This window comes from Vibrio sp. 10N.247.311.47 (genome assembly GCF_041467535.1).
GTDB classification, from domain to species: domain Bacteria; phylum Pseudomonadota; class Gammaproteobacteria; order Enterobacterales; family Vibrionaceae; genus Vibrio; species Vibrio crassostreae_C.
Genome location: NZ_JBFSUR010000001.1, coordinates 44,865 through 70,826 on the forward strand (window position 1 = coordinate 44,865; position 25,962 = coordinate 70,826).

Annotated in this window: 22 protein-coding genes and 1 pseudogene; 15 read left to right on the forward strand and 8 right to left on the reverse strand. The window is 45.0% G+C overall.

Annotated elements, in window-relative coordinates; genetic code table 11:
- Positions 1-23: 23 nt before the first annotated feature.
- Entirely contained in the window at positions 24-431 is a 408-nt protein-coding gene (locus AB6E51_RS00130; RefSeq protein WP_004736070.1) for a thioesterase family protein, read from the reverse strand.
- A gap of 346 nt (positions 432-777) precedes the next feature.
- Here AB6E51_RS00130 and AB6E51_RS00135 point away from each other — a divergent pair, with 346 nt between their 5' ends.
- The 3 genes from AB6E51_RS00135 (at position 778) to AB6E51_RS00145 (ending at position 3,957) form a co-directional block, all read left to right on the forward strand.
- The gene (locus tag AB6E51_RS00135; RefSeq protein WP_016788636.1) at positions 778-1,773 is read left to right on the forward strand and encodes a TRAP transporter substrate-binding protein; all 996 of its coding nucleotides are present in this window, start codon (positions 778-780) and stop codon (positions 1,771-1,773) included.
- A gap of 64 nt (positions 1,774-1,837) precedes the next feature.
- Complete coding sequence (locus AB6E51_RS00140; RefSeq protein ID WP_372058348.1) at positions 1,838-2,593, forward strand: TRAP transporter small permease; 756 nt, start codon at positions 1,838-1,840, stop codon at positions 2,591-2,593.
- A 2-nt stretch (positions 2,594-2,595) separates the two neighbouring features.
- On the forward strand, positions 2,596-3,957 hold the full coding sequence (locus AB6E51_RS00145) for a TRAP transporter large permease (RefSeq protein WP_017060625.1): 1,362 nt from the start codon (positions 2,596-2,598) through the stop codon (positions 3,955-3,957).
- A 54-nt stretch (positions 3,958-4,011) separates the two neighbouring features.
- Here AB6E51_RS00145 and AB6E51_RS00150 read toward each other — a convergent pair whose 3' ends face one another.
- From AB6E51_RS00150 to AB6E51_RS00160, 3 genes are all read right to left on the reverse strand, one after another.
- Entirely contained in the window at positions 4,012-4,185 is a 174-nt protein-coding gene (locus AB6E51_RS00150) for a hypothetical protein (protein WP_017060624.1), read from the reverse strand.
- A 78-nt stretch (positions 4,186-4,263) separates the two neighbouring features.
- Positions 4,264-5,613 (reverse strand): sigma-54-dependent transcriptional regulator, encoded by a 1,350-nt coding sequence (locus AB6E51_RS00155; protein ID WP_372058349.1) that lies wholly within the window; start codon positions 5,611-5,613, stop codon positions 4,264-4,266.
- 29 nt (positions 5,614-5,642) lie between these two features.
- The gene (locus AB6E51_RS00160) at positions 5,643-7,463 is read right to left on the reverse strand and encodes an ATP-binding protein (protein WP_372058350.1); all 1,821 of its coding nucleotides are present in this window, start codon (positions 7,461-7,463) and stop codon (positions 5,643-5,645) included.
- Between the two features lie 163 nt (positions 7,464-7,626).
- On the opposite strand from AB6E51_RS00160, the pseudogene AB6E51_RS00165 reads away from it, so the two are divergent.
- The 8 genes and pseudogenes from AB6E51_RS00165 to AB6E51_RS00200 form a co-directional block, all read left to right on the forward strand.
- Positions 7,627-7,809 (forward strand): annotated as a pseudogene (locus tag AB6E51_RS00165) (hypothetical protein); the annotation flags it as partial.
- 294 nt (positions 7,810-8,103) lie between these two features.
- Entirely contained in the window at positions 8,104-9,402 is a 1,299-nt protein-coding gene (gene tig / locus AB6E51_RS00170) for a trigger factor (protein WP_017065881.1), read from the forward strand.
- A gap of 105 nt (positions 9,403-9,507) precedes the next feature.
- On the forward strand, positions 9,508-10,134 hold the full coding sequence (gene clpP, locus AB6E51_RS00175) for an ATP-dependent Clp endopeptidase proteolytic subunit ClpP (RefSeq protein ID WP_004736080.1): 627 nt from the start codon (positions 9,508-9,510) through the stop codon (positions 10,132-10,134).
- Between the two features lie 81 nt (positions 10,135-10,215).
- Positions 10,216-11,496: an ATP-dependent protease ATP-binding subunit ClpX gene (gene clpX, locus AB6E51_RS00180; RefSeq protein ID WP_009847283.1), complete on the forward strand. Its 1,281-nt coding sequence runs from the start codon at positions 10,216-10,218 to the stop codon at positions 11,494-11,496.
- A 132-nt stretch (positions 11,497-11,628) separates the two neighbouring features.
- Positions 11,629-13,980 carry an endopeptidase La gene (gene lon, locus AB6E51_RS00185; RefSeq protein ID WP_372058351.1) on the forward strand — a complete coding sequence of 784 codons (2,352 nt, stop codon included), beginning with the start codon at positions 11,629-11,631 and terminating at the stop codon, positions 13,978-13,980.
- A gap of 168 nt (positions 13,981-14,148) precedes the next feature.
- Positions 14,149-14,442, forward strand: a complete 294-nt coding sequence (locus AB6E51_RS00190) for an HU family DNA-binding protein (protein WP_012604504.1) — start codon at positions 14,149-14,151, stop codon at positions 14,440-14,442.
- Positions 14,443-14,660: 218 nt separating this feature from the next.
- A complete protein-coding gene (gene ppiD, locus AB6E51_RS00195) occupies positions 14,661-16,526 on the forward strand; it encodes a peptidylprolyl isomerase (protein WP_102429106.1) in 1,866 nt (621 codons plus the stop codon).
- Between the two features lie 224 nt (positions 16,527-16,750).
- A complete protein-coding gene (locus AB6E51_RS00200) occupies positions 16,751-17,050 on the forward strand; it encodes a helix-hairpin-helix domain-containing protein (RefSeq protein ID WP_017060617.1) in 300 nt (99 codons plus the stop codon).
- On the opposite strand, the gene rrtA is transcribed toward AB6E51_RS00200, so the two are convergent.
- The gene (gene rrtA, locus AB6E51_RS00205; protein WP_017060616.1) at positions 17,041-17,589 is read right to left on the reverse strand and encodes a rhombosortase; all 549 of its coding nucleotides are present in this window, start codon (positions 17,587-17,589) and stop codon (positions 17,041-17,043) included. The two genes, AB6E51_RS00200 and rrtA, sit on opposite strands and share 10 nt — an antisense overlap.
- A gap of 9 nt (positions 17,590-17,598) precedes the next feature.
- Here rrtA and AB6E51_RS00210 point away from each other — a divergent pair, with 9 nt between their 5' ends.
- The gene (locus tag AB6E51_RS00210; RefSeq protein WP_017060615.1) at positions 17,599-18,198 is read left to right on the forward strand and encodes a tRNA-uridine aminocarboxypropyltransferase; all 600 of its coding nucleotides are present in this window, start codon (positions 17,599-17,601) and stop codon (positions 18,196-18,198) included.
- A 26-nt stretch (positions 18,199-18,224) separates the two neighbouring features.
- On the opposite strand, the gene AB6E51_RS00215 is transcribed toward AB6E51_RS00210, so the two are convergent.
- From AB6E51_RS00215 to AB6E51_RS00225, 3 genes are all read right to left on the reverse strand, one after another.
- Positions 18,225-19,568, reverse strand: a complete 1,344-nt coding sequence (locus AB6E51_RS00215; protein WP_017060614.1) for an anti-phage deoxyguanosine triphosphatase — start codon at positions 19,566-19,568, stop codon at positions 18,225-18,227.
- A gap of 55 nt (positions 19,569-19,623) precedes the next feature.
- Entirely contained in the window at positions 19,624-20,208 is a 585-nt protein-coding gene (gene yfbR / locus AB6E51_RS00220) for a 5'-deoxynucleotidase (protein WP_017060613.1), read from the reverse strand.
- Positions 20,209-20,552: 344 nt separating this feature from the next.
- Complete coding sequence (locus AB6E51_RS00225) at positions 20,553-21,785, reverse strand: pyridoxal phosphate-dependent aminotransferase (protein ID WP_017060166.1); 1,233 nt, start codon at positions 21,783-21,785, stop codon at positions 20,553-20,555.
- A gap of 296 nt (positions 21,786-22,081) precedes the next feature.
- Here AB6E51_RS00225 and AB6E51_RS00230 point away from each other — a divergent pair, with 296 nt between their 5' ends.
- Genes AB6E51_RS00230 through menH form a run of 3 tightly spaced genes read left to right on the forward strand, consistent with a single transcriptional unit; the run spans position 22,082 to position 25,917 of the window.
- The gene (locus AB6E51_RS00230; protein WP_065583685.1) at positions 22,082-23,389 is read left to right on the forward strand and encodes an isochorismate synthase MenF; all 1,308 of its coding nucleotides are present in this window, start codon (positions 22,082-22,084) and stop codon (positions 23,387-23,389) included.
- A complete protein-coding gene (gene menD / locus AB6E51_RS00235; protein ID WP_372058352.1) occupies positions 23,386-25,110 on the forward strand; it encodes a 2-succinyl-5-enolpyruvyl-6-hydroxy-3-cyclohexene-1-carboxylic-acid synthase in 1,725 nt (574 codons plus the stop codon). The genes AB6E51_RS00230 and menD overlap by 4 nt, the downstream gene beginning before the upstream one ends.
- Positions 25,111-25,119: 9 nt before the next feature.
- Complete coding sequence (gene menH, locus AB6E51_RS00240) at positions 25,120-25,917, forward strand: 2-succinyl-6-hydroxy-2,4-cyclohexadiene-1-carboxylate synthase (RefSeq protein WP_017065885.1); 798 nt, start codon at positions 25,120-25,122, stop codon at positions 25,915-25,917.
- The last annotated feature ends 45 nt before the right edge of the window (positions 25,918-25,962 follow it).

The window sequence follows — 25,962 nt, forward strand, 5'->3', positions numbered from 1 at the left end:
CTCTCAGCCATTCGTAATATTGGCTAACTCGTTTCGCCAAGCATCGCTTTTAATACTTCTGCGGGTACAGGCTGAAGTTGTTTGTCTTTATCTAGGCAAACCATCTCGATATCACCAATCACGGCAGGTTTGGTTGCATCTTTACGCCATACCTCTTGTCGCCATAAGGTTTTGTATTTGCCATCGAGCTCAAAAGAGGTTCGGATATCGCAGATCTCTGCGAACTCAACGCCGTCTTGAAAGGTCATATTGGCTTTATACACCGCAAACCCCAGTCCATGTTCATTCCACAACTCTGCCAGTTTATCGCTGCCCAACACATGCTCGCGCGCACGCTCAAAGTATTTAAGAAAGTTAGGGTGATAAACCACACCTGAGTGATCGGTATCTTCGTAGTAAATCTGTACTGGGTGATGGTAGATCTGACTCATGGGTAGCAACTCTTGGTAAGTAGTGGATCAGTAAATCTGACTAAGTTGTGCAGCACTCTACAGGATAGGTTGAAATTACTTCAAGGCATCATCGTGAAAGGGGCTTTTGGTCAGACCTCATTTATCACTGATGCTTTGGTCAACTCCCACCCATTTACAAATATTCTATGTGTCATTTTCCACCCATTAATTTTTGTAGCGAGTTAGCGACAACTGCAGGCAGATCTGATGAAGCCTTGCGGTTAAAGGCTTGTTAATGAATTGTGTCAATATGGCGCACTAATTGCATTAGTGAAAGCACGCAGTTCCCATTGAAGGGCTGCTTTGTTTACTAAGGAGAATAATAATGTTTAAGCCTCTTACCCTGCTGTCTGTATCTGCTCTGGCGCTCACAAGTTTTAATGCTGCTGCAAACTGTGACCCTGGTGAAATCGTGATTAAATTCAGTCATGTAACCAATACCGATAAGCACCCGAAAGGCATCGCCGCTTCTTTACTGGAAGAGCGAGTAAACACAGAAATGAATGGAAAAGCTTGTATGCAAGTTTTCCCTAACTCAACACTTTACGATGATAATAAGGTACTGGAAGCCCTGTTAAATGGTGATGTTCAAATGGCGGCGCCATCGCTGTCAAAATTTGAGAAGTTCACTAAGAAATACCGCATTTTTGACCTTCCTTTCCTATTTGAAGACGTAGAAGCCGTTGACCGTTTCCAAAACTCAGAATCTGGTGAAAAGCTGAAGAACGCGATGAAGCGTCGTGGCCTGCAAGGTCTTGCGTTTTGGCACAATGGCATGAAACAGATGTCGGCGAACAAACCTCTTATCAGCCCTGAAGATGCAAAAGGTTTGAAATTCCGTGTTCAAGCATCGGATGTATTGGTGGCTCAGTTTGAACAACTAGGCGCTAACCCACAGAAGATGTCTTTCAAAGAAGTGTACGGTGGCTTGCAAACTAAAGTTATCGATGGTCAAGAGAACACATGGTCAAACATCTACGGTAAGAAGTTCTTTGAAGTACAAGACGGCGTGACCGAAACTAATCACGGTATCTTGGATTACCTAGTTGTAACGTCAAACGACTTCTGGAAAGACCTACCTGAAGATGTACGCACACAGCTTGGCACTATCGTTCAAGAAGTGTCTGAGACGCGTAACGCAGAATCTTCAAAAGTTAACCTAGCGAACAAAAACAACATCATCGAAGCGGGTGGTGAGGTTCGTACACTTACGCCTGAACAGCGTGAAGCATGGGTAGCTGCACTTCAACCAGTATGGAAGAAGTTTGAAAAAGACATCGGTTCAGACCTTATCGATGCAGCGTTAGCTTCAAACCAATAACACCGCTAAGGGAGTGGCGAGTATTCGTCACTCCTTATTAAAACAATTATAAGCGGAGTCAATTATGGAAAAGCCTCAAATGGAACAACCAAATTCTAGCGAATCAGCACTGGAAACCTCATTTTTTTCCAAAGTCGGAAGAGTTACAGATGTGATTGAAGAGTCATTAATCGCATTTTTCCTTGGCGCAATGACGCTACTTACTTTTGCCAACGTGGTATTTCGATACGCATTCAATGACAACATCTTATGGGCACTGGAACTGACCGTGTTCATGTTTGCTTGGATGGTGTTAGTGGGCGCATCTTATGGCGTTAAAAAACACTTCCACATTGGTGTTGATGTGATCATCAACCTTGCCCCAGAAAAGCTACGCAAAGTGTATGCGCTCATCGCTGTGACAAGCTGCCTAGCATTTTCAATCTTACTTCTTATCGGTTCTTGGAATTATTGGTACCCATTCGCGACTGAGCGCGCTTGGTATGAAACCGATGATATTCCAATGCCAGAGATGCTTCAGTTTCTTGCCGACTGGCTGAATGAAGGTGAACGATACGAGAAATTGCCACGTTTTATTCCTTACATGGCACTGCCGATTGGTATGGCAATGCTGACGTTCCGATTCATCCAAATCGCTTATCAAGTGGCGACGGGCAAACTTGACCGCATGATTGCAGGCCATGAAGCCGAAGAAGAGCTGGATGCATTAAAAGCTGATGTTTTAGCGGGTTCTGATGAAGACGCGACAGCGGTATTGGATTCGACTAAGCAAAACAAGGCGAATGAGTCGGGTACAAAATCTAACGGTAAGGAAGACTAATCATGGCAATGTTATTTCTATTTTTAATGGTAATTGCTTTCATGTTGGTCGGTGTGCCAATTGCGATTTCCCTCGGTTTATCAAGCGTCATATTCTTATTGATGCATTCAGATGCTTCTTTGGCATCCGTTGCACAAACGCTGTTTAATGCATTTGCAGGCCACTACACACTCTTAGCGATTCCTTTCTTTATTTTGGCCTCTAGCTTCATGTCTACTGGTGGCGTGGCGAAACGTATTATCCGTTTTGCTATCGCGATGGTAGGTTGGTTCCGCGGCGGCTTGGCGATGGCGTCGGTTGTGGCATGTATGATGTTCGCAGCCCTTTCTGGTTCATCTCCTGCAACGGTAGTGGCGATCGGTAGTATCGTTATCGCAGGTATGATCAAAAACGGTTACTCAAAAGAGTTCGCGGCAGGGGTTATCTGTAACGCGGGTACTTTGGGTATTTTGATTCCGCCGTCCATCGTGATGGTGGTTTACGCGGCTGCGACCGATGTATCGGTAGGTCGTATGTTCTTAGGTGGCGTTATTCCTGGTTTGCTGGCGGGTGTGATGTTGATGATTGCTATCTACATCGCAGCACGTATTAAGAAGATTCCGGCACAGCCATTTGTGGGCTGGGGCGAGATGTTCGCAGCTGCGAAAGATGCGAGCTGGGGCTTGCTGCTGATTGTCATCATTCTAGGTGGTATCTACGGCGGCATCTTTACTCCGACAGAAGCGGCGGCAGTGGCTGCGGTGTATGCCTTCTTCATTGCCAACTTTATCTATAAAGATATGGGGCCTTTCGCTGACAAGAACAATACAAAGCCTGCTTTGGTTAAGGTGTTCCAAACGTTTTTCCATAAAGACACCAAAGACACACTTTACGATGCAGGCAAGCTGACGATCATGCTGCTGTTTATCATTGCCAATGCTCTGATTCTTAAGCATGTACTGACCGAAGAACGCATTCCTCAAATGATCACTGAGTCTATGCTATCTGCGGGCTTGGGTCCGATCACCTTTTTGATTGTAGTAAACGTTTTACTCTTGATTGGTGGGCAGTTCATGGAGCCATCAGGCTTGCTGATCATTGTTGCTCCTTTGGTATTCCCAATTGCAATTGCGCTCGGTATCGACCCAATTCACCTAGGTATCATGATGGTGGTGAACATGGAGATAGGGATGATAACGCCGCCTGTCGGGCTCAATTTGTTTGTGACCGCAGGTGTCGCGAAGATGTCGATGATGAACGTGGTAAAAGCCGCATTGCCGTGGGTTGGGGTGATGTTCTTATTCCTGATTATCGTCACTTACGTACCTTGGGTATCAACATGGTTACCAACCACCTTGATGGGACCAGAGATCATAACCAAGTAGCTATTTGAGTCATTCACTGACATGGAATTTAATCCATAAAAAATGAGGAGGTCGCTAGACCTCCTCATCTATATTTCTGCCACGATTTGAATGAGGCTTTATCTGCTCATACAAAGCGCGTTTTGCCTCTAATTCTGGCGTGTGTAGATCGACATGATTGTCAGCATAAAAAATACCATCTATCTCGAAAGTATCGGTAATCGATGGCACTTTTGTTTTCTCACCCATAACCACTTCCTTATTATATTTATTGCATAACATCCTGTTGTCGAAATAAGTATAGGTGATCTTGCTCCCAAATCTAATTTAGTTTGGTTCTACCTTATAAGATTCTTTCGTTAGCTGGTGCTTTTGCATCTTATCGTAGAGGGTTTTCCTCGGTAATTGCAGCCTCTCCATGGTCTCTTTTATACTGCCATTGCATTCAATAAGTGCCTGCTTCAACGTGTTTTTTTCAAAGTCAGATACCAATTCTGCCAAAGACAGTTCTTGAGTAGTTTCAGTGGCGCTGTCTGATAAGTGAGAAAGCTTACCTAAAAGTACAAAACGCTCTGCAGTATTACGTAATTCTCGAACATTTCCCGGCCAATCATGAGCCAAAAGTGCGTGCAGCTCCTTTTGTGGAAGGGCAGGGGCAGTCTTGCCATAACGCGCCGCAGCGACCAGTAAGAAGTGGTGGAAGAGTGCTGGGATATCTTCTTGCCGGCTTCTTAACGGCGGTAAATCTAAGGTCACAACATTGAGTCGATAATAGAGATCTTGGCGGAAAGAGCCTTCTTCAGCGGCTTTCTTTAGGTCGACTTTAGTTGCCGCAATCACTCGAATGTCTAGAGGGACTAAACCATTAGACCCAACCCTTTCGATGACGCGTTCTTGCAAGACGCGCAACAGGCGAATTTGTGCCTGCATTGGCATGGACTCAATTTCATCTAAGAATAGAGTTCCGCCCTGAGCAAATTCAAATTTACCGACACGTTTGCTTTCTGCGCCAGTGAATGCCCCTTTCTCATGGCCATACAGTTCACTCTCAATCAGATTTTCAGGTACTGCGCCGCAGTTGACTGCGACGAAGTTTTGTTCTCGCCTGCTGCTTTGTTCATGCAGAGAGCGTGCAACTAATTCTTTGCCAGTGCCTGTTTCGCCAAATAGCAATATGTCGGCATTGGTATCGGCAACGTGAGTGATGATAGACCGCAGCTCCGTCATTGATTGCGTGTCACCAATGATCCTTGGACCAAGTGCTTGGCTGGCTTTAAGTGAACGTTTTAACTCAAGGTTCTCGAGGGTGAGCTGACGTTTTTCTATCGCTCGCTTAGTGGTTTCGACTAGGCGTTCATTAGCGAAAGGTTTTTCAATGAAGTCATAGGCGCCGTATTGGATGGCTTGAACGGCCATTGAAATATCGCCGTGACCAGTAATCATGATCACAGGGATCTCTTTGTCTTTGTGCATTACGGTGTTGAGCAGATCATGCCCGGATAGACCCGGTAAACAGATATCAGTGATGATCACGTGAGGTAAGCCGTTTTCTTGAATCGCGAGCAGAGCAGACTCCGCGTCGGGAAAGAATTCGGCATCAATGTTGGCGAGCTCGAAGCTCTGTTCTATCGCCATTCTTAGGTCGGATTCATCATCAATGAAATAGACGTGACACATAGTGATTCCTTTACTTCTTTGTATTCTGGTTATTGTTGAGTTTTTGCTTGCTGTTCTTGTTCAACAAGGGGCAGCTCTATGCTGAATCGAGCACCGCCTTGAGGGCTACTACCGGTAACGAGCTTGCCATTTATTCCGCTGATTATTTGTTGAGAAATCGATAGCCCAAGTCCAAGTCCGTTTTTCTTGGTGGTATGGAAGGGTTCAAAAAAGTGTCCGTTCGAAGGGGAGGTGAAGCCGGGACCATTATCATCGACATGAATCAGCAAGGTCTGGGCTTGTTGATGGTCGGACTCCCTAATCTCTAACAGAATAGCTAATTGTTTATCATCTTGTTGTTCCATCGCCTGAATCGCATTAGTCAGCAGGTTAATGATCACCTGTTCCAGTTGAATAGCGTTGGCGAGCACGCAAGCATCAAAGATTTCAGGGAGTTCGTTGACCTTAACTCGTTCACTCTTGAGCTGTGGCTTCATCAGCTCTTTCGATGAATGTAAGATAGGGAGTATTTGCAAGGTGTGCAGTTCTTCCGCAGTAGATTTTTTGGCGAACGAGCGAAGCTGGTGGCTGATTTTCGCCATGCGATCAGTGAGTGCCGAGATTCGCGATAGATTGTCATCGACACGATCGGTTTTTTCTTTGGCAAGAAACAGTCGGCCATTGTCGGCATAACTGCGAATCGCAGCGAGCGGGTTATTCAGTTCGTGACTGATGCTCGCCGACATTTGACCTAGCACCGCCAGTTTGGCGGCTTGGATGAGTTCGTCTTGGGTTTGCCTCAATACATGTTCGGTTTCGATACGATGTTTAATTTCGACATGCAGCTCTGATGTGCGTTCGAGTACTTGAAATTCGAGCTTTTGCTTGGCTTCGGATTGCAGCCTATCTATCTGAGCGCGTCTTTGTTGTCGATGGTGGTTGAGCTGCATTGTGAGGTAAATAATCGCAAAGATAAGGCTGAGAACCACAAGGTAAGCAACCAAGTCCCACCAAACTAAGTGGGTCGGAGAAAATACCCGTATGGTGAGTTTTGGTTCGGCTAGGAAACGCGAAGAACTAAAGAACTGCTCTTGGACGAGTTTGTGTGGCGACTCAATACGACTGGTGGCACTGTCTAAATCGCCGGAGAAGTGCAGGCTTTCTATTTTTGTATCGAGATACTGCCTGCTTTCTTGAATTCGAGTGTGTTGTACTTCGCTTAGCGGCTGAAGGCTTTTGAACAGCCACTCAGGGTTACTCGACATAAATACAATTTGATCTTTATCGTCAGCAACAAAAAAACTCTGTTTGCCTTTCCAACTTGCTTCAATCAGCGATAAATCCATCTTTACGACAATGACGCCAATAATCTCGGCGGCATAGGAGACGGGGTAAGAATAATAATAGCCTCGCTTTCCAGAGGTTGAACCTAGCGCAAAATATTGATTTTCATTGCCAATAATCGCTTTTTGAAAGTAGGGGCGGAAAGCAAAGTTACGACGAATAAAAGAACGCGGTTGATTCCAGTTACTGGCTGCAATGGTGGTGCCGATACTGTCTAGTAGGTAGGTGTCGGATGCTTGAATCACCGAGTTTACGTGCTCTAGATAACGATTAGTGAGTTCGATTTGCGCAGAGTTACTTGGAGAGTGCAGGGCATCGACCAGCTCTTTGTCTTTTGAAAGCAGCTCGGGAATGTGCGCGAACTTATCCAATTGGCTTGAAATATGAACAGAAAAGCGGTCCAGCTTAGATTGATGATCATTTAACAAACTTTCATGGCTCGTGCTCCACACCCAATGACCGCCAAACACCATCAGTAAACTGTATGTGACCATTAACAGTATTGGGATTTTAAAAGCTTGAAACATGAAGGCTCTCCGCTGATTTCTTTGGTAAACAATCAAGCCTGTCTTCTCTCGTGTATGGTAGCAAATAGCGGTAGTTTTTGCTGAAAGCAGAGAGTGAACAGATGGATGTAGGTTAAGGGTTTGTAACGGGGATTGTTGAAAAAGTTATCGACTCTGAGGGGTAAAACAAGAGCAAGATCTCTTTTTAAGGTTTTTAGCAAAAAAAGCCCTCGATTCCCTTGAAAAAGTCGCTATTGTCCCCATTTCTGTTGTGCTAAGTGATGATTTGATCGTTTTTGTATCACTTAGTTGGACGAATTTAGAGCATTCATCATCATGCAGAGGTGAACGGCTCGACAGAGATTAAACAGATCGCTAGAATGTCGCGTCTAAAATTTCTGTCCTGAGGCTAATCGGAGATACCTTTCTTGTTTCTGAAAACAAGCTTTATTGCGTTTTAATCGACGTGTGAAGAACGAAGATATCGCTGATTAGTCTGGTGTTTGGTTGAATAATCAATTCAGACATCAATGCTCGATTTTAAATTAGGTGTTCGGATAGAGCACTACACAAGGATGCAGCCAACAACGTCTGCTTTTGAATTAAAGCTAAGTTACGGCTCATATGCTCAGATTACTGAGCCAGTTTTGAGGTTTATATAATGCAAGTTACTGTTGAAACGCTAGAAGGCCTAGAGCGCCGTCTTAATATTACTGTTCCTGCTGCTAACATCGAAGATGCAGTTACAGCTGAACTACGCAACATCGCGAAAAACCGTCGTTTCGATGGTTTCCGTAAAGGCAAAGTGCCAATGAAGATGGTTGCTAAAATGTACGGCAAAGCAGTACGTCAAGACGTGATGGGCGAAGTAATGCAACGTCACTTCATCGAAGCGATCGTTAAAGAGAAAATCAACCCAGCTGGCGCACCTACTTTCGCACCAGTTGAAAACAACGAAGGCGCTGACCTAGTATTCAACGCAACTTTTGAAGTTTACCCAGAAGTTGAGCTGAAAGGTCTAGAAAACATCACTGTTGAGAAACCAGCAGTAGAAGTTAAAGAAGCTGACGTTGAAGAGATGATCGAAACTCTACGTAAGCAACAAGCAACTTGGACTGAAGTTGAAGCTGCTGCTGACGCTGGTTCTCGTGCAACTATCGACTTCGTTGGTTCTATCGACGGTGAAGAGTTTGAAGGCGGCAAAGCTGAGAACTTCCCACTAGAGATGGGCGCTGGTCGCATGATCCCTGGCTTCGAAGACGGTATCGTTGGTAAAACAGCAGGTATGGAATTCGAAATCGACGTAAACTTCCCAGAAGATTACCACGCTGAAAACCTAAAAGGTAAAGCAGCTAAGTTCTCTATCAAGCTGAACAAAGTTGAAGCTCGTGAACTTCCAGAACTAAACGAAGAATTCGTTGCTAAGTTCGGCGCAACTGACGGCGTTGAAGGTCTTAAAGCTGAAGTTCGTAAGAACATGGAGCGTGAGCTTAAGCAAGCTGTTAAGAACCGCATCAAAGAGCAAGCTATCGACGGTCTAGTTAACGAAAACAACATCGACGTACCTTCTGCTCTAATCGATCAAGAGATCGGTGTTCTACGTCAACAAGCTGCTCAACGTTTCGGTGGCAACACTGAAGCTGCTGACCAACTTCCACGTGAGCTGTTCGAAGAGCAAGCTAAACGTCGCGTAGTTGTAGGTCTTCTTCTTGGTGAAGTAATCAAGACTGAAGAGCTAAAAGCTGACGACGAGAAAGTTAAAGCTATCATCGAAGAGATGGCTACAGCATACGAAGATCCAACAGAAGTTATTGCTTACTACGAGCAAAACGAGCAAATGATGAACAACATGCGCAACGTTGCTCTAGAAGAGCAAGCTATTGATGCAATCATCGCTAAAGCTCAAGTTTCTGATAAAGAAGTTAGCTTCAACGAGCTAATGAATCAGCAACCTGCTTAATATAGTAATATCTGACGTAGAAGGTTGACGTACGGTCAACAATTCTGCTAACAATGGTCCGTATGATTTAATCATTCGGGCCATTTATTTTAGGGACATAAGAATATGAGCTACCAAGAAAAAAATACAATGCCATCGATTATGGACGCACTAGTTCCTATGGTGGTTGAACAGACTTCCCGTGGTGAACGTTCTTACGATATTTATTCTCGTCTATTAAAAGAACGTATCATTTTCTTAACAGGTCAAGTGGAAGACCACATGGCAAATCTTGTCGTGGCTCAACTGCTTTTCTTGGAATCAGAAAACCCAGACAAAGATATCTATCTTTACATCAACTCACCTGGCGGTAGCGTAACAGCAGGCATGTCTATCTACGACACAATGCAGTTCATCAAGCCAAACGTGAGCACAGTATGTATGGGTCAAGCTTGCTCTATGGGTGCATTCTTACTAGCGGGTGGTACTCCTGGTAAGCGTCACGTGCTTCCAAACTCACGTGTAATGATTCACCAGCCACTTGGCGGTTTCCAAGGCCAAGCGTCTGATATTCAAATTCACGCGCAAGAGATCCTAACGATCAAACAAAAGCTAAACAAACTATTGGCAGAGCACACAGGTCAGCCTCTAGAAGTTGTTGAGCGCGATACAGATCGTGATAACTTCATGTCTGCTGATCAAGCAGTAGAATACGGCTTGGTGGATTCAGTTCTTAATCACCGCGGTCAATAATTGCAGGGCAATTGTTTAACGCAAAGTGATTCAAATTGATATACACTCAAGCATAGAGAGTTAAGGCTAAGAGGTTAGCGAATGACAGATAAAAGCAAAGAGGGTGGTAGCGGTAAACTGCTTTACTGCTCTTTCTGTGGCAAAAGCCAACACGAAGTTCGCAAGTTAATCGCAGGTCCTTCTGTTTACATTTGTGATGAATGTGTCGATCTTTGTAACGACATTATTCGTGAAGAAATTAAAGATGTTCTTCCTAAGAAAGAATCGGAATCGCTGCCAACGCCGCGTGAGATTCGTGAGCATCTTGACGACTATGTAATCGGTCAAGAATACGCGAAGAAAGTGCTAGCAGTTGCAGTTTATAACCACTACAAGCGTTTACGTAATGGTGATACGACAGCTGAAGGCGTAGAGCTAGGTAAGAGTAACATTCTTCTTATCGGTCCTACTGGTAGTGGTAAAACACTACTGGCTGAAACATTGGCTCGTTTCCTAGACGTTCCTTTCACAATGGCAGACGCAACAACACTAACCGAAGCGGGTTACGTGGGCGAAGATGTTGAAAACATCATCCAGAAGTTGCTTCAGAAATGTGATTACGACGTAGCGAAAGCGGAACGCGGCATTGTTTACATCGATGAAATCGACAAGATTTCTCGTAAAGCTGAAAACCCATCAATCACGCGTGACGTGTCTGGTGAAGGTGTACAGCAAGCTCTACTAAAACTTGTTGAAGGTACAGTAGCTTCAGTTCCACCTCAAGGTGGTCGTAAGCATCCACAGCAAGAGTTCTTGCAAGTGGACACGTCTAAGATCTTATTTATCTGTGGTGGTGCGTTTGCAGGCCTAGATAAAGTGATTGAACAGCGTGTAGAAACAGGTTCAGGTATCGGCTTTGGCGCAGAAGTGCGTTCAAAAGATGAAACCAAAACTATCGGTGAATTGTTCACTCAAGTAGAACCTGAAGATCTAGTGAAATATGGTCTGATTCCAGAATTCATTGGTCGTCTACCTGTGACAACAACACTGACAGAGCTTGATGAAGAAGCGCTAATCCAAATCCTATGTGAGCCAAAGAATGCACTTACAAAACAGTACGCAGCATTATTTGAGCTTGAGGATACAGAGCTAGAATTCCGTGAAGACGCTTTACGTGCCATTGCTAAGAAAGCAATGAACCGTAAAACGGGTGCTCGTGGTCTACGCTCTATCTTGGAGGGTGTTCTACTAGAAACTATGTACGAACTGCCATCTTCAACTGATGTAAGCAAGGTTGTGATTGATGAGTCGGTAATTAATGGTGAGTCAGAACCACTATTAATTTACAGCAACTCAGATAACCAAGCAGCTGTTGCAGAGTAGGTCTTTTTTAGACAAGTCACTCAAATTGAAAAAGGAGGTAAGCAATTACCTCCTTTTTTTTATTCTTCCATTGAATCCAGTCGTTTAAGCCCCATATACTGCTTTATAAGTTAAAGCGGAAGAGAGAAATATATGAACTTGGAACGTTCCGAGCGTATCGAAATCCCCGTGCTACCTCTACGTGATGTAGTGGTTTACCCACACATGGTTATTCCATTGTTTGTTGGTCGCGAAAAATCGATTACTTGCCTTGAATCGGCAATGGAAGCTAACAAACAAGTACTACTTGTAGCGCAGAAAGAAGCGGACACTGATGAGCCTTCAATTGACGACCTATTTAAAGTAGGTACTGTCGCTACCATTCTTCAGTTACTAAAGCTCCCTGATGGTACTGTTAAAGTGCTTGTCGAAGGTCAGCAGCGTGCAAAAATTCACCAATTCAAAGAAAGTGAGTTTTTCTTAGCGGACGCAGAATACGTTGTAACCTCAGAACTTGACGAAAAAGAACAAGAAGTGGTTGTTCGCAGCGCGATCAATCAATTCGAAGGCTTTATTAAGCTGAACAAAAAGATTCCACCAGAAGTTCTAACATCTCTGAACGGTATTGATGAGGCAGCTCGCCTTGCTGATACGATTGCTGCACACATGCCACTTAAACTGGTAGACAAGCAGCACGTTCTAGAAATCTTAGATGTGACTGAACGTCTGGAATTCTTGATGGGCCAAATGGAGTCAGAAATTGACATCTTGCAAGTTGAAAAACGCATTCGTGGCCGCGTTAAGAAGCAAATGGAAAAATCTCAGCGTGAGTACTACCTGAATGAGCAAATGAAAGCGATTCAGAAAGAACTTGGCGAGATGGACGACGCTCCTGATGAATTCGAGACTCTGAAGAAGAAGATCGAAGACTCTAAGATGCCTCAAGAAGCTCGTGAAAAAACCGAGCAAGAACTGCAAAAACTGAAAATGATGTCGCCAATGTCTGCTGAAGCAACAGTAGTACGTAGCTACATTGATTGGATGGTGGGCGTTCCTTGGGCTAAGCGTTCAAAAGTGAAAAAGAATCTAGCGAAAGCGGAAGAGATCTTAAACGAAGACCACTACGGCTTAGAGCGTGTTAAAGAACGTATTCTTGAATACTTGGCAGTACAAAACCGTATCAACAAGCTAAAAGGCCCAATCCTTTGTCTTGTTGGTCCTCCTGGTGTAGGTAAAACCTCGCTAGGTCGTTCGATTGCTGCGGCAACGGGTCGTAAGTACACGCGTATGGCACTTGGTGGCGTTCGTGATGAAGCTGAGATTCGTGGTCACCGTCGTACGTACATCGGTTCACTTCCGGGTAAACTGATCCAGAAGATGTCTAAAGTTGGTGTTAAGAACCCACTGTTCCTATTAGATGAGCTCGATAAGATGTCTTCTGATATGCGTGGCGACCCATCTTCAGCACTTCTAGAAGTTCTAGATCCAGAACAAAACAACGCATTTAACGATCACTACCTAGAAGTAGATTACGATCTGTCAGATGTTATGTTCGTGGCAACATCGAACTCGATGGACATTCCTGGGCCTCTACTGGACCGTATGGAAGTGATTCGTCTATCTGGTTACACAGAAGATGAGAAGCTGAACATTGCTAAGAGCCATTTACTGGACAAGCAAGTTCAACGCAACGGTCTTAAGCCTCATGAAATTGAGATTGAAGACTCTGCAATCATCGGCATCATTCGTTACTACACGCGTGAAGCGGGTGTACGTAGCCTAGAGCGTGAAATCTCAAAAATCTGTCGTAAAGCAGTGAAGAACATCTTGCTAGACAGCGATCTTAAGTCTGTAACGGTTAACATTGATAACCTGAAAGAGTACTTAGGTGTTCAACGCCACGACTTCGGTAAAGCGGATGAAAGCAACCGTATCGGTCAAGTAACAGGCCTAGCGTGGACTCAAGTGGGTGGTGATCTACTGACTATCGAGACCGAAGCAATGCCGGGCAAAGGTAAGCTAACGCAAACTGGCTCACTTGGCGACGTGATGAAAGAGTCGATTCAAGCGGCAATGACAGTGGTTCGTTCTCGTGCTGAAAAACTGGGTATCAACTCAGATTTTTACGAAAAACGTGACATTCACGTTCACGTACCAGAAGGTGCTACACCGAAAGATGGCCCGAGTGCGGGTATCGCAATGTGTACTGCACTTGTCTCTAGCTTGACGGGTAACCCGGTTAAAGCAGAGGTCGGTATGACAGGTGAAATTACCCTTCGTGGTGAAGTTTTACCTATCGGTGGCTTGAAAGAAAAACTGCTTGCTGCACACCGTGGCGGCATCAAAACTGTACTGATCCCTAAAGACAATGAGCGTGATTTGGAAGAAATTCCAGACAACGTAATCGCTGACTTGAAGGTGATCCCGGTTCAGTGGATTGATGAAGTACTCAAAGTCGCGCTAGAACGAGATCCGTCAGGGGTCGAGTTTGACGTGAAAAAATAGTGATGCATAGCAAAAATAAGTAAAGAATTACGCTGATAGGCCCGAAAAGGCTTGTCAGCGTTTTTTTTGGACGCTAAGTTATTGATCAAAGCGGCAGCCCTTTTGCAATAAGGCTTGCGGCTAAATTAAAACCAAAATGGAACGTACAGTCATCAGAAGTAGTCACAGATGACACATAGGGGAAAAACAGTGAATAAAACACAACTAGTAGAATCAATCGCAGAAAACGCAGACATCTCTAAAGCTTCAGCTGGCCGCGCTCTAGACGCATTCATCGAAGCAGTTGGCACAACGCTACAATCTGGTGACCAAGTTGCACTTGTTGGCTTTGGTACTTTCAGTGTTCGTACTCGTGCTGCTCGTACAGGTCGTAACCCAAAAACTGGTGAAGAGATCCAAATCGCAGAAGCTAAAGTACCTGGCTTCAAAGCGGGTAAAGCACTTAAAGACGCATGTAACTAATTTTCACTGCTGAAACCTCCATTTAAGAGGGGAAGGCAGTAAAATGCGTTTACTGTTTGAAAAATGATGTTTCATTCTTAAACAGTATGTGTACAAAGCACATTGAACTTATTTAAATTATGCGCATCCTACTGATGCGCATTTCTTTTTCTGATAATATCGCGTGAATAGATTTTTATTTTGAAGCCAATGCTTCATATCCGGAGAGCACTTAAATTATGATGGATCGATTACGCGAAGGCGTGAATAGCATCGCGGTAAAAATTATCCTTGGGTTGATTATCCTGTCATTCGTATTCGCAGGTGTAGGCAGCTACATCACCGGTGGCGGTAACAACGCAGCAGCTAAAGTTGGCAACACAGAAATTGCTCGTGGTGAGTTCGAACAGGCTTACCAAAACGAACGTAATCGTATGCAGTCTCAACTTGGCGATTACTTCGCGCAAATGCTTGCAGACCCTGCTTACGTAGAGTCTTTCCGTAAATCAGTACTTGATCGCATGATCAATGACGTACTGCTTGAGCAGCAAGCTGAGTCTCTAGGCCTACGAATCAGTGATTCTCAAATCCGCACCATGATTCTAGAAATGCCTCAGTTCCAAACGGCGGGTCAATTCGACCAAGAAGTTTACCAATCGGCACTACGTCGTGCAGGTTTCAGCGCAGAGAGCTTCGCTGAATACATGCGTCGTGATCTTATGCGCAACCAGCTTGTGACTGCACTTCAAGGCAGTGAATTCGTTCTTCAGGGCGAAATCGATACTCAGAGCAAGCTTATCGCACAAACTCGTGACATTCGCACAGTGACACTGTCTGTTGCTGACCTTGCAAAAGACATCGAGTTAACTGACGAGCAAATCGAACAGTACTACCAAGAGAACCCAGCAGCTTACACTCGTCCAGAGCAAGCTAAGGTATCTTACATTGAGCTTTCTGCTGAAGCGCTTAAGTCTCAGCTTGAAGTAAGCGATGAAGAGGCACAGAAATACTACCAAGAGCACCTAGACAAGTACTCAACGGAAGAGCAACGTAAAGTTAGCCACATCCTAGTTCAAGGCGATGACGAAGCGAAAGCTCAGGCAATCCTAGACGAGCTAAATGCAGGCGCTGATTTTGCTACGCTAGCGGAAGAGAAATCTGACGACTTCGGTAGTGCAGACGTTGGCGGTGACCTAGGTTGGATTGAGCGCGATGTTATGGACCCTGCATTCGAAGACGCGGCTTTCGCTCTTGAGAATATTGGCGATACTACTGGCCTAGTTAAATCTGATTTCGGCTACCACATCATCAAGCTAGACGAACTAAAAGCGTCTCAAGCTCAGCCTTACACTGAAGTAGCGGCAGAGATTAAGACAGAGCTTCTAGACCAACACGCAGTTGATCAGTTCTACGAGCAACAAACTGAGCTAGAAAAAGTAGCGTTTGAATTCCCAGATTCTCTAGTTGATTCTGCAGAAGCTATCAACGCGAAGATCACAACGACAGATTTCATCTCTCAAGTTGACGCTCCAGAAGTTCTGATGACGCCTGCAGTTATGCAAGCTATCTTGAGCCCTGAAGTGAAAGAAGACGGTCTAAACTCGGAAGTTATCGAAGTTGCACCTGAGCACGTAATTGTTGTTCGTGTAGAAGAGACTCGTGATGAGACAGTTCTTCCTCTAGCTGAAGTGAAAGATCAAGTTGTCGCTGCACTGTCTGCTGTACAAGCAGAGCAGCAAGCGGTTGAGCTAGGTGTTTCTCTAGTCAACGAACTTGAGCAAGGCAATGAAGCAGTACTAGCGGACAACAACCTTGAGTTCACTGAACTTGAAACGATTGACCGTAACTCGCCATTAGCGGCATCTGTATTCGCTCTAGCGAAACCAGAAGCAGGTCAAGCTGTGTTCGGTCAATCTAAAGACCAAGACGGTAATATCGTTGTTGTTGAGCTTTCTAAAGTAACGGCTGAGATCAACCCAGCCTACAGCACTCAAATTGGTGCACAGTTGGAGCGAGTTGGTAACCAGCAAGACCTGACTAACGTATTAAACGTACTTCGTAAAAACGCAGACGTTGAATACTACGTAGTGGGTCAAGGTCAGTAAGCGTTTGATTACCTCAGTAGCAAGCTCAAGTTAGAGCTTACTACTGAAATCAACACGTGATTGTTAGGCTTTAATTCAGATTTGTGAGCCAACAAACAAGCTGATGAAAATAAGATGTATAACGAAGCGGGTCACTTAGGTGATCCGCTTTATTTTTATCTGGTGATTGTGTTATCTAGCGCGGCAAATGCATAAGTTACGTTTTTTGAACAAAGGAACTATTTATGCGCACGATATATTCAACACTAATTCTTTCATTTCTGATGCTCTTAAGCCCTGCCGTGTTTGCAGACAGCCCAACCAAGGCTGAGCTTTACGAAGGCATTGAGATTACGGTCAACATCAATACCGCGACGGCAGAAGAACTTTCAGCACTATTGGTTGGCGTGGGTGACAAGAAAGCCAAAGAAATCGTCGATTACAGAGATCAGAACGGGGCATTTACTACTGCTGATGATTTGGTGAGTGTCAAAGGGATAGGTGAAGCGACGGTTGAAAAGAACCGCGAAAGAATTCAACTTTGACCCGTTTTTCTACTTGTTAGAAATGAAGCGATAGATATGAAGCCTCCGGCCAATGCACCTGCTAGGTGGGCTTCAATCGCGATACGAGCATTAATCAGTTCACCAGTCGTGCTAGAAGGGCCAATAAGCTGCTCCCAAGCGATTTTAGCGACTAATCCGAATACTAACAGCCAACTAGACTTCCTGCCGTTTAAAGCCTCTCTGAGCGCGAATAAGCCAAACAACCCATGCAAAGTGCCCGATAGGCCAACGTAGATCTGAATACTTGAAAACAACAGAGCGACGCCAGTCACTAAACTGATCACAAGCAAAGCAACAACAAGCTGTTTTTTACTCGGTTGAAACAGGTAGCTGATGATCCACAAGCCTGCTAGATTCATCAGAAGATGCGAGTAGTTGGTATGTGAAAAGTTTCCTGTTAGGATTCGCCACCATTGCCCATCGGCAATCGCATTGCTATCCCAAACGACCCAAGCTTGTATTGGCTCAAATTGGAATAAGACGCATAAAAGTGAAATGAAAATTAAAACAGGGTACACATTAAATCCATGTCTCGTTATTGCCCCCAATGCAGCAAGGCTTTGAAAGCTTGTATTTGTCAGTGGGTTACACCACTCGAATCGAATGTTGAGCTTATCATTCTTCAGCACCCATCAGAAGAGCATCGTCCGATGGGAACAGCGCGTATTCTCTCGTTATCTCTTAATAACAGCGTGACGTTTGTTGGCGAAGACTTTTCAGACAACGAACAACTCAACGCATTGTTGTGCGATGAACAGTATCAACATGTGATTTTATACCCAAGCGAAAACTCTGTTTCAGTTGAGTCGGCGACATCTCCCAATAAGAAGCTGCGTGTGATTTTATTGGATGGCACGTGGAAGAAAGCATTCAAGATGTGGCAAGTATCGAGTAACTTGCATGCGTTGAACACGGTTCATTTACCGAAAGATCTCAAGGGTAATTACCGAATTCGCAAAGCACCCAGTGAAAATAGCCTTTCAACCGTTGAAGCTGGCTATCATTTACTTAGCTTGTTAGAGCGTGATGGCGACTTTAGCCCTTTGCTAACGGCATTTGACCAAATGATTCAGTTTCAAATCAATCAAATGCCGCCGGGCGTGTTTGAGAAAAACTACTTAGATTAAGCCGTTTTAGTAAAGTGAGTCAGGAATTAAAACTCGGTATGAGCTGAGAACAGTTGCTGATGCATTTTCTGCGCAAGATCATCAGTCATCGATGAAATGTAATCGGCTATCACGCGCATTTTTCGAGACTCATCTTGATGTTGTAGCCATTGCTTCTTGATGGGCAGTGGCAGCAAGCGTTCAGGATCTGCGCTGAATGCTTCAAACATATCCATGATGATCTGTTGACCTTTGTATTCGATGACCTGAACCTGTGGCACTTGAATAACGAACTCGCTGACAAAGTGTTTCAGCTTATCGAGTGTGCCGTCCATGCTCGGCTCGAGCACCGCATTGTAAGCCAACAGTACATTCTCAAAGTTAGCCTCCACTCGCTTAATCGAGATACTGGTCAACAGTGCGTTGACTATCCCACCAATCGCATCCTTTCGACGATACTGTTCACCAGAGAAAAGCATCTCTGTAATTGAATCTAGGTGTTCACAAATCCATGGGTCGGCCATCTCTTTCAGTTGAGGGTAAGCCGATTCGACCCACTGAGCTTTGGTCACAGAGCCAAGCACAATCGCATCTTCTAAATCGTGCACGCCATACGCGATGTCGTCAGCAAGTTCCATGATCGAACAATCCAGTGACTTATATTTGGTCTTGTTGTGCTCAAGTGGCTCGGTATGCGTTTTTCTTTTCTGTTTTAGGAGCTGTTGGTCGCTGCTTGAAAGCGGTTCAAGCACCCAGTTAAACAACTCTTCATCATGATCGTAGATGCCTTTTGCTGGCATCCAATCTTTAGCTCGGAGTTGTCGTTGATGCTTAACGGGTTCAGACTGCAATTTAGCTTGAACCTCACTCAGCAGAGAAGGGTACTTAATTAGACCTAACAAAGTGCGTCGAGATAGGTTCATCCCGTGATGTTCAGTGTAAGGTTCTAGCTGTGTGACTATGCGAAACGTTTGAGCGTTGCCCTCAAAGCCGCCGTGGTCGCGCATCATGTAGTTGAGTGCGACTTCGCCGCCATGTCCATAGGGTGGATGACCGATGTCGTGAGCCAAACACAGTGAATCAATCAAACTGTCTGAGGGTAATAGGTCTCGAAATTCGGGCTGCTTTTTCTTCAGTTGAGCGACGATACCGGTGCCAAGCTGAGCGGCCTCAAGAGAGTGGGTAAGGCGCGTTCGGTGAAAGTCGTTGACCGTGGTGCCATGGATCTGGGTTTTCGCTTGTAAGCGACGGAAAGCAGCAGAGTGAAGCACGCGCGCACGGTCACGCTGATACGGGCTGCGGTGGTCATCCCGTCTTATTTTATGTTCATCGTCATTTCGATGCTGCCATTCTTGTTCGAGTACAAAGGGTGGTTCGAGTTGAGAATTCAAAATAGCACCTATCAAATTGATTTTATTTAGCTAATTAAAAACAACTTATACCCAGCTAGCTTATCTCGTCTAGTGATAATTCAAAGCTCGGTGCGAATGTGGTGAGAAAGTAGTCCATTTCTGGGCTTTTGCGTTGTTCGAGTGTCTCTTCCAATCGGCGCTTGGCTTGCTCGTATTCATGATTGCCCGCACTGAGCTCTTCCAAGCATTTCAGGTACGCACAGATAGTATCTGCCTGCTTGACGATGCTTTGCTCTTCTTTACTCGCAGTACCAGATATTAAGAAGGGGGCGAAGTCGTCTCTGAACTCTTCTGGCAACATCGAAAGCAGTCTTTGTTCTGCCGCGGCTTCTATTTTCTTATACTCTTGTGCAATATCCGGGTTGTAGTATTTAACTGGCGTTGGCAAATCACCCGTCAGTACCTCACTGGTGTCGTGGTACATGCCAAGCAGAGCAATGTGCTCGGGGTTAAGCTGACCATCAAACTTCTTGTTTTTGATCAGTGCTAAGGCGTGTGCCACGAAAGCAACCTGTAGGCTATGTTCTGAAATGTTCTCGCTTGATACCGAACGCATCAGGGGCCAGCGTTGAATTAGCTTCATGCGTGCGAGATGGGCAAAGAAATGGCTCTGTTTCATAAATGTCCTTATAGTACCAATCGTAGTAAATAACTGGTCATCCTAGCTTGTTAAAAAACTCGATAACTATGTTAGAATTTTTGATTGTAGAATAACTACTTATCGAAGCTGCTTGTCGAAAATAGCTGCCTTGTTCTCAAGCTTTTTCCCTACGCTATTTCTGAACACTTACTTACTGTGATTGGTATAAACAATACTCCACTCGTATCTTGTGTTTGCACAGGGATACGAGACAGCGGATACAAAAAAGGCTCCTAAACAGGAGCCTTTTAAGCATAGAAGTGAATGAATACAAGTTAAAGTCTTTTAAAACAGCAAATTGTAGCCATCTTTCTTTGTGCTCATTAACCTTCGATGAGGTCGTCTTGGCTGTAAGTCTGTAAGAAGCGCTCTAAACGACCAATTGCGATTTCTAGATCTTCGATGTGCGGCAGAGTCACGATACGGAAGTGATCCGGTTTCGGCCAATTGAAGCCCGTACCTTGAACCAATAGCACCTTCTCTTGCTTAAGGAAGTCGAGTACAAACTTCTGATCGTCTTTGATGTTGTACATGTTGGTGTCGATTTTAGGGAACAGGTACATTGCACCTTTCGGTTTCACACAAGAAACGCCAGGGATCTTGTTGATCAGTTCCCATGCACGGTCACGCTGTTCAAGCAGTCGACCGCCTGGAAGAATCAGCTCATTGATACTCTGATAGCCACCGAGTGCGGTTTGGATAGCGTGTTGCATCGGAACGTTGGCACACAAACGCATTGAGGCCAGCATTTCTAGCCCTTCTACATAGCCTTTCGCTAGGTGTTTAGGGCCTGTTAAGAACATCCAACCACCACGGAAACCACATACACGGTAAGCTTTAGATAGGCCGTTGAACGTGACCATTAATACGTCTTCAGCAAGCGTTGCCACTGAAGTGTGTACCGCACCGTCGTAAAGTACTTTGTCGTAGATTTCATCGGCGAAGATGATCAAACCGTGCTCACGAGCAATCTCAACCACTTGTAATAGGAAATCACGGCTGTATACCGCGCCTGTTGGGTTGTTCGGGTTGATAAGAACGATGCCGCGCGTCTTTGGTGAGATCTTCGCGCGCATGTCGTCTAAATCTGGATACCAATCAGCATCTTCATCACACATGTAGTGAACCGGTGTACCACCAGAAAGCGCAACAGACGCTGTCCATAGTGGGTAATCCGGAGCGGGAACTAAGATTTCATCACCGTTATCCAGTAGCGCTTGCATAGACATAACGATAAGCTCTGATGCGCCGTTACCAATGTAAACGTCTTCTACATCAAGGTTACGTAGGCCTTTTTTCTGGTAGTGCTGAACAACCGCTTTGCGGGCTGAATAGATGCCTTTTGAGTCGCAGTAACCTTGAGATGTCGGTAGGTTACGGATTACGTCAACAAGGATTTCATCAGGGGCGTCAAAACCAAATGGGGCGGGGTTACCAATATTAAGCTTCAGTATTTTATGCCCTTCTTCTTCCATGCGCTTAGCATGTTTGAGTACAGGCCCCCTGATTTCGTAGCATACGCTGTTGAGTTTTGACGACATCCCGATATTTTGCATTGCCGATTTCCTGAAATTAATTTAAATACTTTATTAAAGTACCGCAAAATGGCGTTTGATAGAATAAAAATCTGATGAATGTCGCATTTCAGTGTCACGTTTAGCCTTTTTGTTGTCACTCTTTTCTAAATTTTAATTAATCGCTTTCTTGGTTATTGGCTAAGATGAATAAAGGGGCGGGATCGCTTAAAATCACAGGAATGTTGAAAAGATATAGTACATTCTTGATCTAAGTGGGTACTGCCCATAAAGTATCAAACTAATATAATAATAATTTAGATGTGAACGAGGTCGATTTGTCACATTTCCAGCAAACTATCTCCGCTTTGATTGAGCGAGTACAAAATGCCCAAGCAAGCGAAGTTCGTTGTGTTGAAGTTCTAACGCAAAAACCATCGTTTGCATTTATAGAATGGCTTCATGCTCAACCGCTCTTTCCTAAGTTCTACTGGCAGTCACGCGACACTCGTGAAGAGGTTGTTGCGCTCGGACAGTTACATACGTTTTCAGATCCTGCACCCGCGTACGCTATTCTTGGTGAAGACCAACGAATCTGGGGTGGACGCTCGTTTGATGGGCACACCGCAAAGAACCGTCGCTGCATGGAGTCGTTTTTCTTCCTTCCTCAGGTTGAATTGATCCGCTTTGACAATACTTGGTCGCTGGCGGTTAATTTGTCCCCTGATCGCGTTTCTTCTATTAATGCTTTGAATAAGCTTTCTGTAGAAGCCGCGATATTGGCGCCTTTGTCTGCCCATATTGAACAGATCAATCACGTTCCAGAAAGAGAGCAGTGGGGCAACCTTGTCGATAAAGTGCTGCAAGGCATTAGCGATGAAGAGTACAAAAAAGTCGTTTTAGCACGTAAAACCACACTGCAACTCGATGCGCCTATCTGCGCAGCTCAATTACTTAAAGCCAGCTATCTGCAAAATCACCACAGTTTCCACTTTATGTTGGTGCTGGATTCTAAACACAGTTTCATTGGCTCGACACCAGAGCGCTTATATAGCCGACATGGTACGGAGCTTGATACCGAGGCGCTTGCTGGAACCATTGGTCGCGGAGAGAACGCTACTGAGGATATGGAACTGGCCAACTGGCTTTCTCAAGACAGCAAAAACCTCAATGAGAACCAGTATGTGGTCGACGACATCATTGAGCGTCTCACTCCTCATTCTCAAACGGTCCATGTTGAAAAGGATGCGCGTCTAGTGCGCTTGCGTAAGGTGCAGCATTTGAAGCGCAATATCCATGCTCAGCTCAACAATGGCGTTAATGGTGTGCAGTTGCTTGCTGCCTTACAGCCAACTGCTGCGGTGGCGGGTTTACCTCGTAAAGAGGCGATGGATTTCATTCTTGAACACGAACCGTTTGCACGAGGTTGGTATGCAGGCTCTGTAGGCTATATCAGTCATCAGCGAGCGGAATTCTGCGTGGCGATTCGAAGCGCCTTGATTGTAAACGATCAAGTACAACTGTTTGCTGGCGCGGGGATCGTGCCGGGATCGGTTGCCGAACATGAGTGGCAAGAGCTGAATAAGAAGATGTCGACTCTGCTCAGTCTCATTTCTGATCACCCACCATTAGGTGTGGCGTCATGAATCACGACCAAGCTGTATTAAACAGAGTTTGGTGTAACACATTACTTGAAGAGCTTGCCCGCAGCGGTGTTGAACATGTTTGCATCGCGCCAGGCTCTCGTTCAACACCATTAACACTCGAAGCCGAAGCTAACTCTAAGCTAACCTTACATACGCACTTTGATGAGCGTGGTCTTGGGTTTTTAGCTTTAGGTTTAGCTAAAGCGAGCAACAAACCCGTTGCGGTGGTTGTTACTTCTGGAACTGCCGTAGCTAACCTTCTACCAGCGACCGCTGAATCTGGATTAACGCGAGAAAAGCTAATCTTGTTGACCTCCGATCGACCGATTGATTTAGTCGACTGTGGTGCCAATCAAGCGATTCAGCAGCAGGGTATCTTTTCGTCTCACGTTGAAACGGCACTAAACCTTCCAAGTCCAACGACACAAGTTTCTTTGAATTGGCTTTTGACGTCGGTTGATAACGCACTGGCGAAACAGCGCAGCGTCGGTGGGGCTATTCATATCAACTGTCCGTTCCCAGAACCGCTTTATTCCGCTAATAGCGCCGAGATGTATGCGGATTATACAAAGAGCGTGGCAGCTTGGAGAGCTTCAACCTGCCTTTACTCGAACACTTATTTGCCCAGTCATTTAATCGCTCAGCCTGTCTCAGCAAGTGATTATGTCGCTCGTAAAGGCGCAGTGATTATTGGTTCTATCGAGAATGAAGCCGCAATTAAAGCCAAGCAGTTTGCGACAGCTTTGGGCTGGCCAGTATTCTGTGACCCTCAATCGGGTGTCAGTAGTGACTGGAAACACTATGATTTATGGATGCAAAGTGACGCAGCCAAAGCACAGCTTAGTCAGTGTGATTTTATTATCCAGTTTGGTGAGCGCATCGTATCTAAGCGTCTTAACCAATGGGTAAAAGAACAAGCTGCCACATTTTGTTCATCGCAGTACATCGTTGTTTCACCAGATGCACATCGTATTAATCAAGATCATCTGCCTCAAACTCATATTGTCGCTGATATCGAACATTGGTTATCAGAGCAACATCTACCAACGCTGTTGGGAGAACATGCTGGCTGGGCGGCATCTTTGGCGGAAGTCGCGAATACGGTTCAGCAGTTAGCGTTGGCGCAAATCTCTAATAACGACCAACTGACAGAGTTGAGCGTTGCCGTTGACTTGTCGTCTAGACTTAAGGGCAGAGAGCTTTTTGTGGGAAATAGCTTGATGGTAAGGCTGGTGGATATGCTGTCATCAATCTCTGCGACTCAAGTCTACAGCAACCGCGGTGCATCGGGCATTGATGGCTTGGTGGCGACGGCTGCGGGAGTGATAAAGGCCAACCAGAATCCTTTGATGATGCTGATTGGTGACACCTCTTTGTTGTACGACCTAAATTCGCTGGCGCTACTTACTCACAGCACAACACCAATGGTTATTGTGGTTACCAATAACGATGGTGGGGCAATCTTTGATTTTTTGCCGGTTCCTGAGCAACAAAAACAGTCTCTATATCAAATGCCTCATGGTTTCAATTTTGAACATGCTGCTGCGCAATTCCATCTTGGTTATGCGGTGCCAGAAACCTTGAATTGCTATCAAACGCTCATCGAACAACATTTTGAACAAGGTCAGGGTACCTTGCTCGTAGAAGTTAAGACGCCTCCCGAACAAGCGTCTACTTTGCTGAAGCAATTCAGCTCAATGCTCACCGAGGCATTAGCCTAAGGACTTTACATGCTTTACTCCAATTATTACCCAGCAGTACAAGAATCTTCTGACAAACCTTTGCTTGTTTTTTTACATGGTTTACTCGGAAGCGGGGATGATTGGAGTGCATGCCACCCCTTCCTCGAAGACTTTCCTCGTCTTTGCATAGATTTGCCCGGACACGGACAAAGCCGGTTTATCGACCCTGTAGGCTTTGATCATTGCTGTACCAAGATAGTTCAGTGCATCACATCTCAGCTGGCTCTCAACGATCTTCCTGTCGATTATCCTATCGTGGTGATTGGGTATTCTATGGGGGGAAGGCTTGCCATGTATGGGGTAACAAGCCCTTGCTTCGAAACTCTTAACTTAGAGAAAGTCATCATTGAAGGTGGCAACTTTGGCTTGGAATGTGATGAAGAAAGAGCACAAAGGTTAGTACACGATACGCAATGGGCTGTTCGCTTTGCACAGCAGTCGATTGAAGATGTTTTAGACGATTGGTATCAACAAAGCGTCTTTTCTTCACTAAATCATGAGCAAAGACAAACTTTGGTCATAAAGCGTAGTGGTAACCTTGGAGTATCCGTAGCAAATATGTTGTTATCTACTTCGTTAGCTAAGCAACCAGATTTACGTGCCACATTGAAATCTCATGAGCATTTATTGCATTATGTATGTGGAGAAAAAGATCGTAAATTCATGGAGCTAGCTGAGAATAGTGGCTTTGAATATAGTCAGGTGGATTACGCGGGTCATAATGTTCATTTTGAGCAACCAGAGATGTTTTCAAATCTGATCATCCAATGTATCGCCAGTCGTTGATGAACTGACTGAGCGAACCTCTCGTATCAAGCGCTATAGAAAGCA

Excerpts from the sequence above, each read along its gene's own strand:
- AB6E51_RS00130 (WP_004736070.1), bottom strand. The coding sequence starts at position 431 with ATGAGTCAGATCTACCATCACCCAGTACAGATTTACTACGAAGATACC.
- AB6E51_RS00140 (WP_372058348.1), top strand. The coding sequence starts at position 1,838 with ATGGAAAAGCCTCAAATGGAACAACCAAATTCTAGCGAATCAGCACTG.
- clpP (WP_004736080.1), top strand. The coding sequence starts at position 9,508 with ATGAGCTACCAAGAAAAAAATACAATGCCATCGATTATGGACGCACTA.
- lon (WP_372058351.1), top strand. The coding sequence starts at position 11,629 with ATGAACTTGGAACGTTCCGAGCGTATCGAAATCCCCGTGCTACCTCTA.
- AB6E51_RS00150 (WP_017060624.1), bottom strand. The coding sequence starts at position 4,185 with ATGGGTGAGAAAACAAAAGTGCCATCGATTACCGATACTTTCGAGATA.
- AB6E51_RS00160 (WP_372058350.1), bottom strand. The coding sequence starts at position 7,463 with ATGTTTCAAGCTTTTAAAATCCCAATACTGTTAATGGTCACATACAGT.
- AB6E51_RS00225 (WP_017060166.1), bottom strand. The coding sequence starts at position 21,785 with ATGCAAAATATCGGGATGTCGTCAAAACTCAACAGCGTATGCTACGAA.
- AB6E51_RS00145 (WP_017060625.1), top strand. The coding sequence starts at position 2,596 with ATGGCAATGTTATTTCTATTTTTAATGGTAATTGCTTTCATGTTGGTC.
- AB6E51_RS00155 (WP_372058349.1), bottom strand. The coding sequence starts at position 5,613 with ATGTGTCACGTCTATTTCATTGATGATGAATCCGACCTAAGAATGGCG.
- menD (WP_372058352.1), top strand. The coding sequence starts at position 23,386 with ATGAATCACGACCAAGCTGTATTAAACAGAGTTTGGTGTAACACATTA.
- tig (WP_017065881.1), top strand. The coding sequence starts at position 8,104 with ATGCAAGTTACTGTTGAAACGCTAGAAGGCCTAGAGCGCCGTCTTAAT.
- ppiD (WP_102429106.1), top strand. The coding sequence starts at position 14,661 with ATGATGGATCGATTACGCGAAGGCGTGAATAGCATCGCGGTAAAAATT.
- AB6E51_RS00210 (WP_017060615.1), top strand. The coding sequence starts at position 17,599 with ATGTCTCGTTATTGCCCCCAATGCAGCAAGGCTTTGAAAGCTTGTATT.
- clpX (WP_009847283.1), top strand. The coding sequence starts at position 10,216 with ATGACAGATAAAAGCAAAGAGGGTGGTAGCGGTAAACTGCTTTACTGC.
- AB6E51_RS00190 (WP_012604504.1), top strand. The coding sequence starts at position 14,149 with ATGACACATAGGGGAAAAACAGTGAATAAAACACAACTAGTAGAATCA.
- yfbR (WP_017060613.1), bottom strand. The coding sequence starts at position 20,208 with ATGAAACAGAGCCATTTCTTTGCCCATCTCGCACGCATGAAGCTAATT.
- AB6E51_RS00135 (WP_016788636.1), top strand. The coding sequence starts at position 778 with ATGTTTAAGCCTCTTACCCTGCTGTCTGTATCTGCTCTGGCGCTCACA.
- AB6E51_RS00200 (WP_017060617.1), top strand. The coding sequence starts at position 16,751 with ATGCGCACGATATATTCAACACTAATTCTTTCATTTCTGATGCTCTTA.
- menH (WP_017065885.1), top strand. The coding sequence starts at position 25,120 with ATGCTTTACTCCAATTATTACCCAGCAGTACAAGAATCTTCTGACAAA.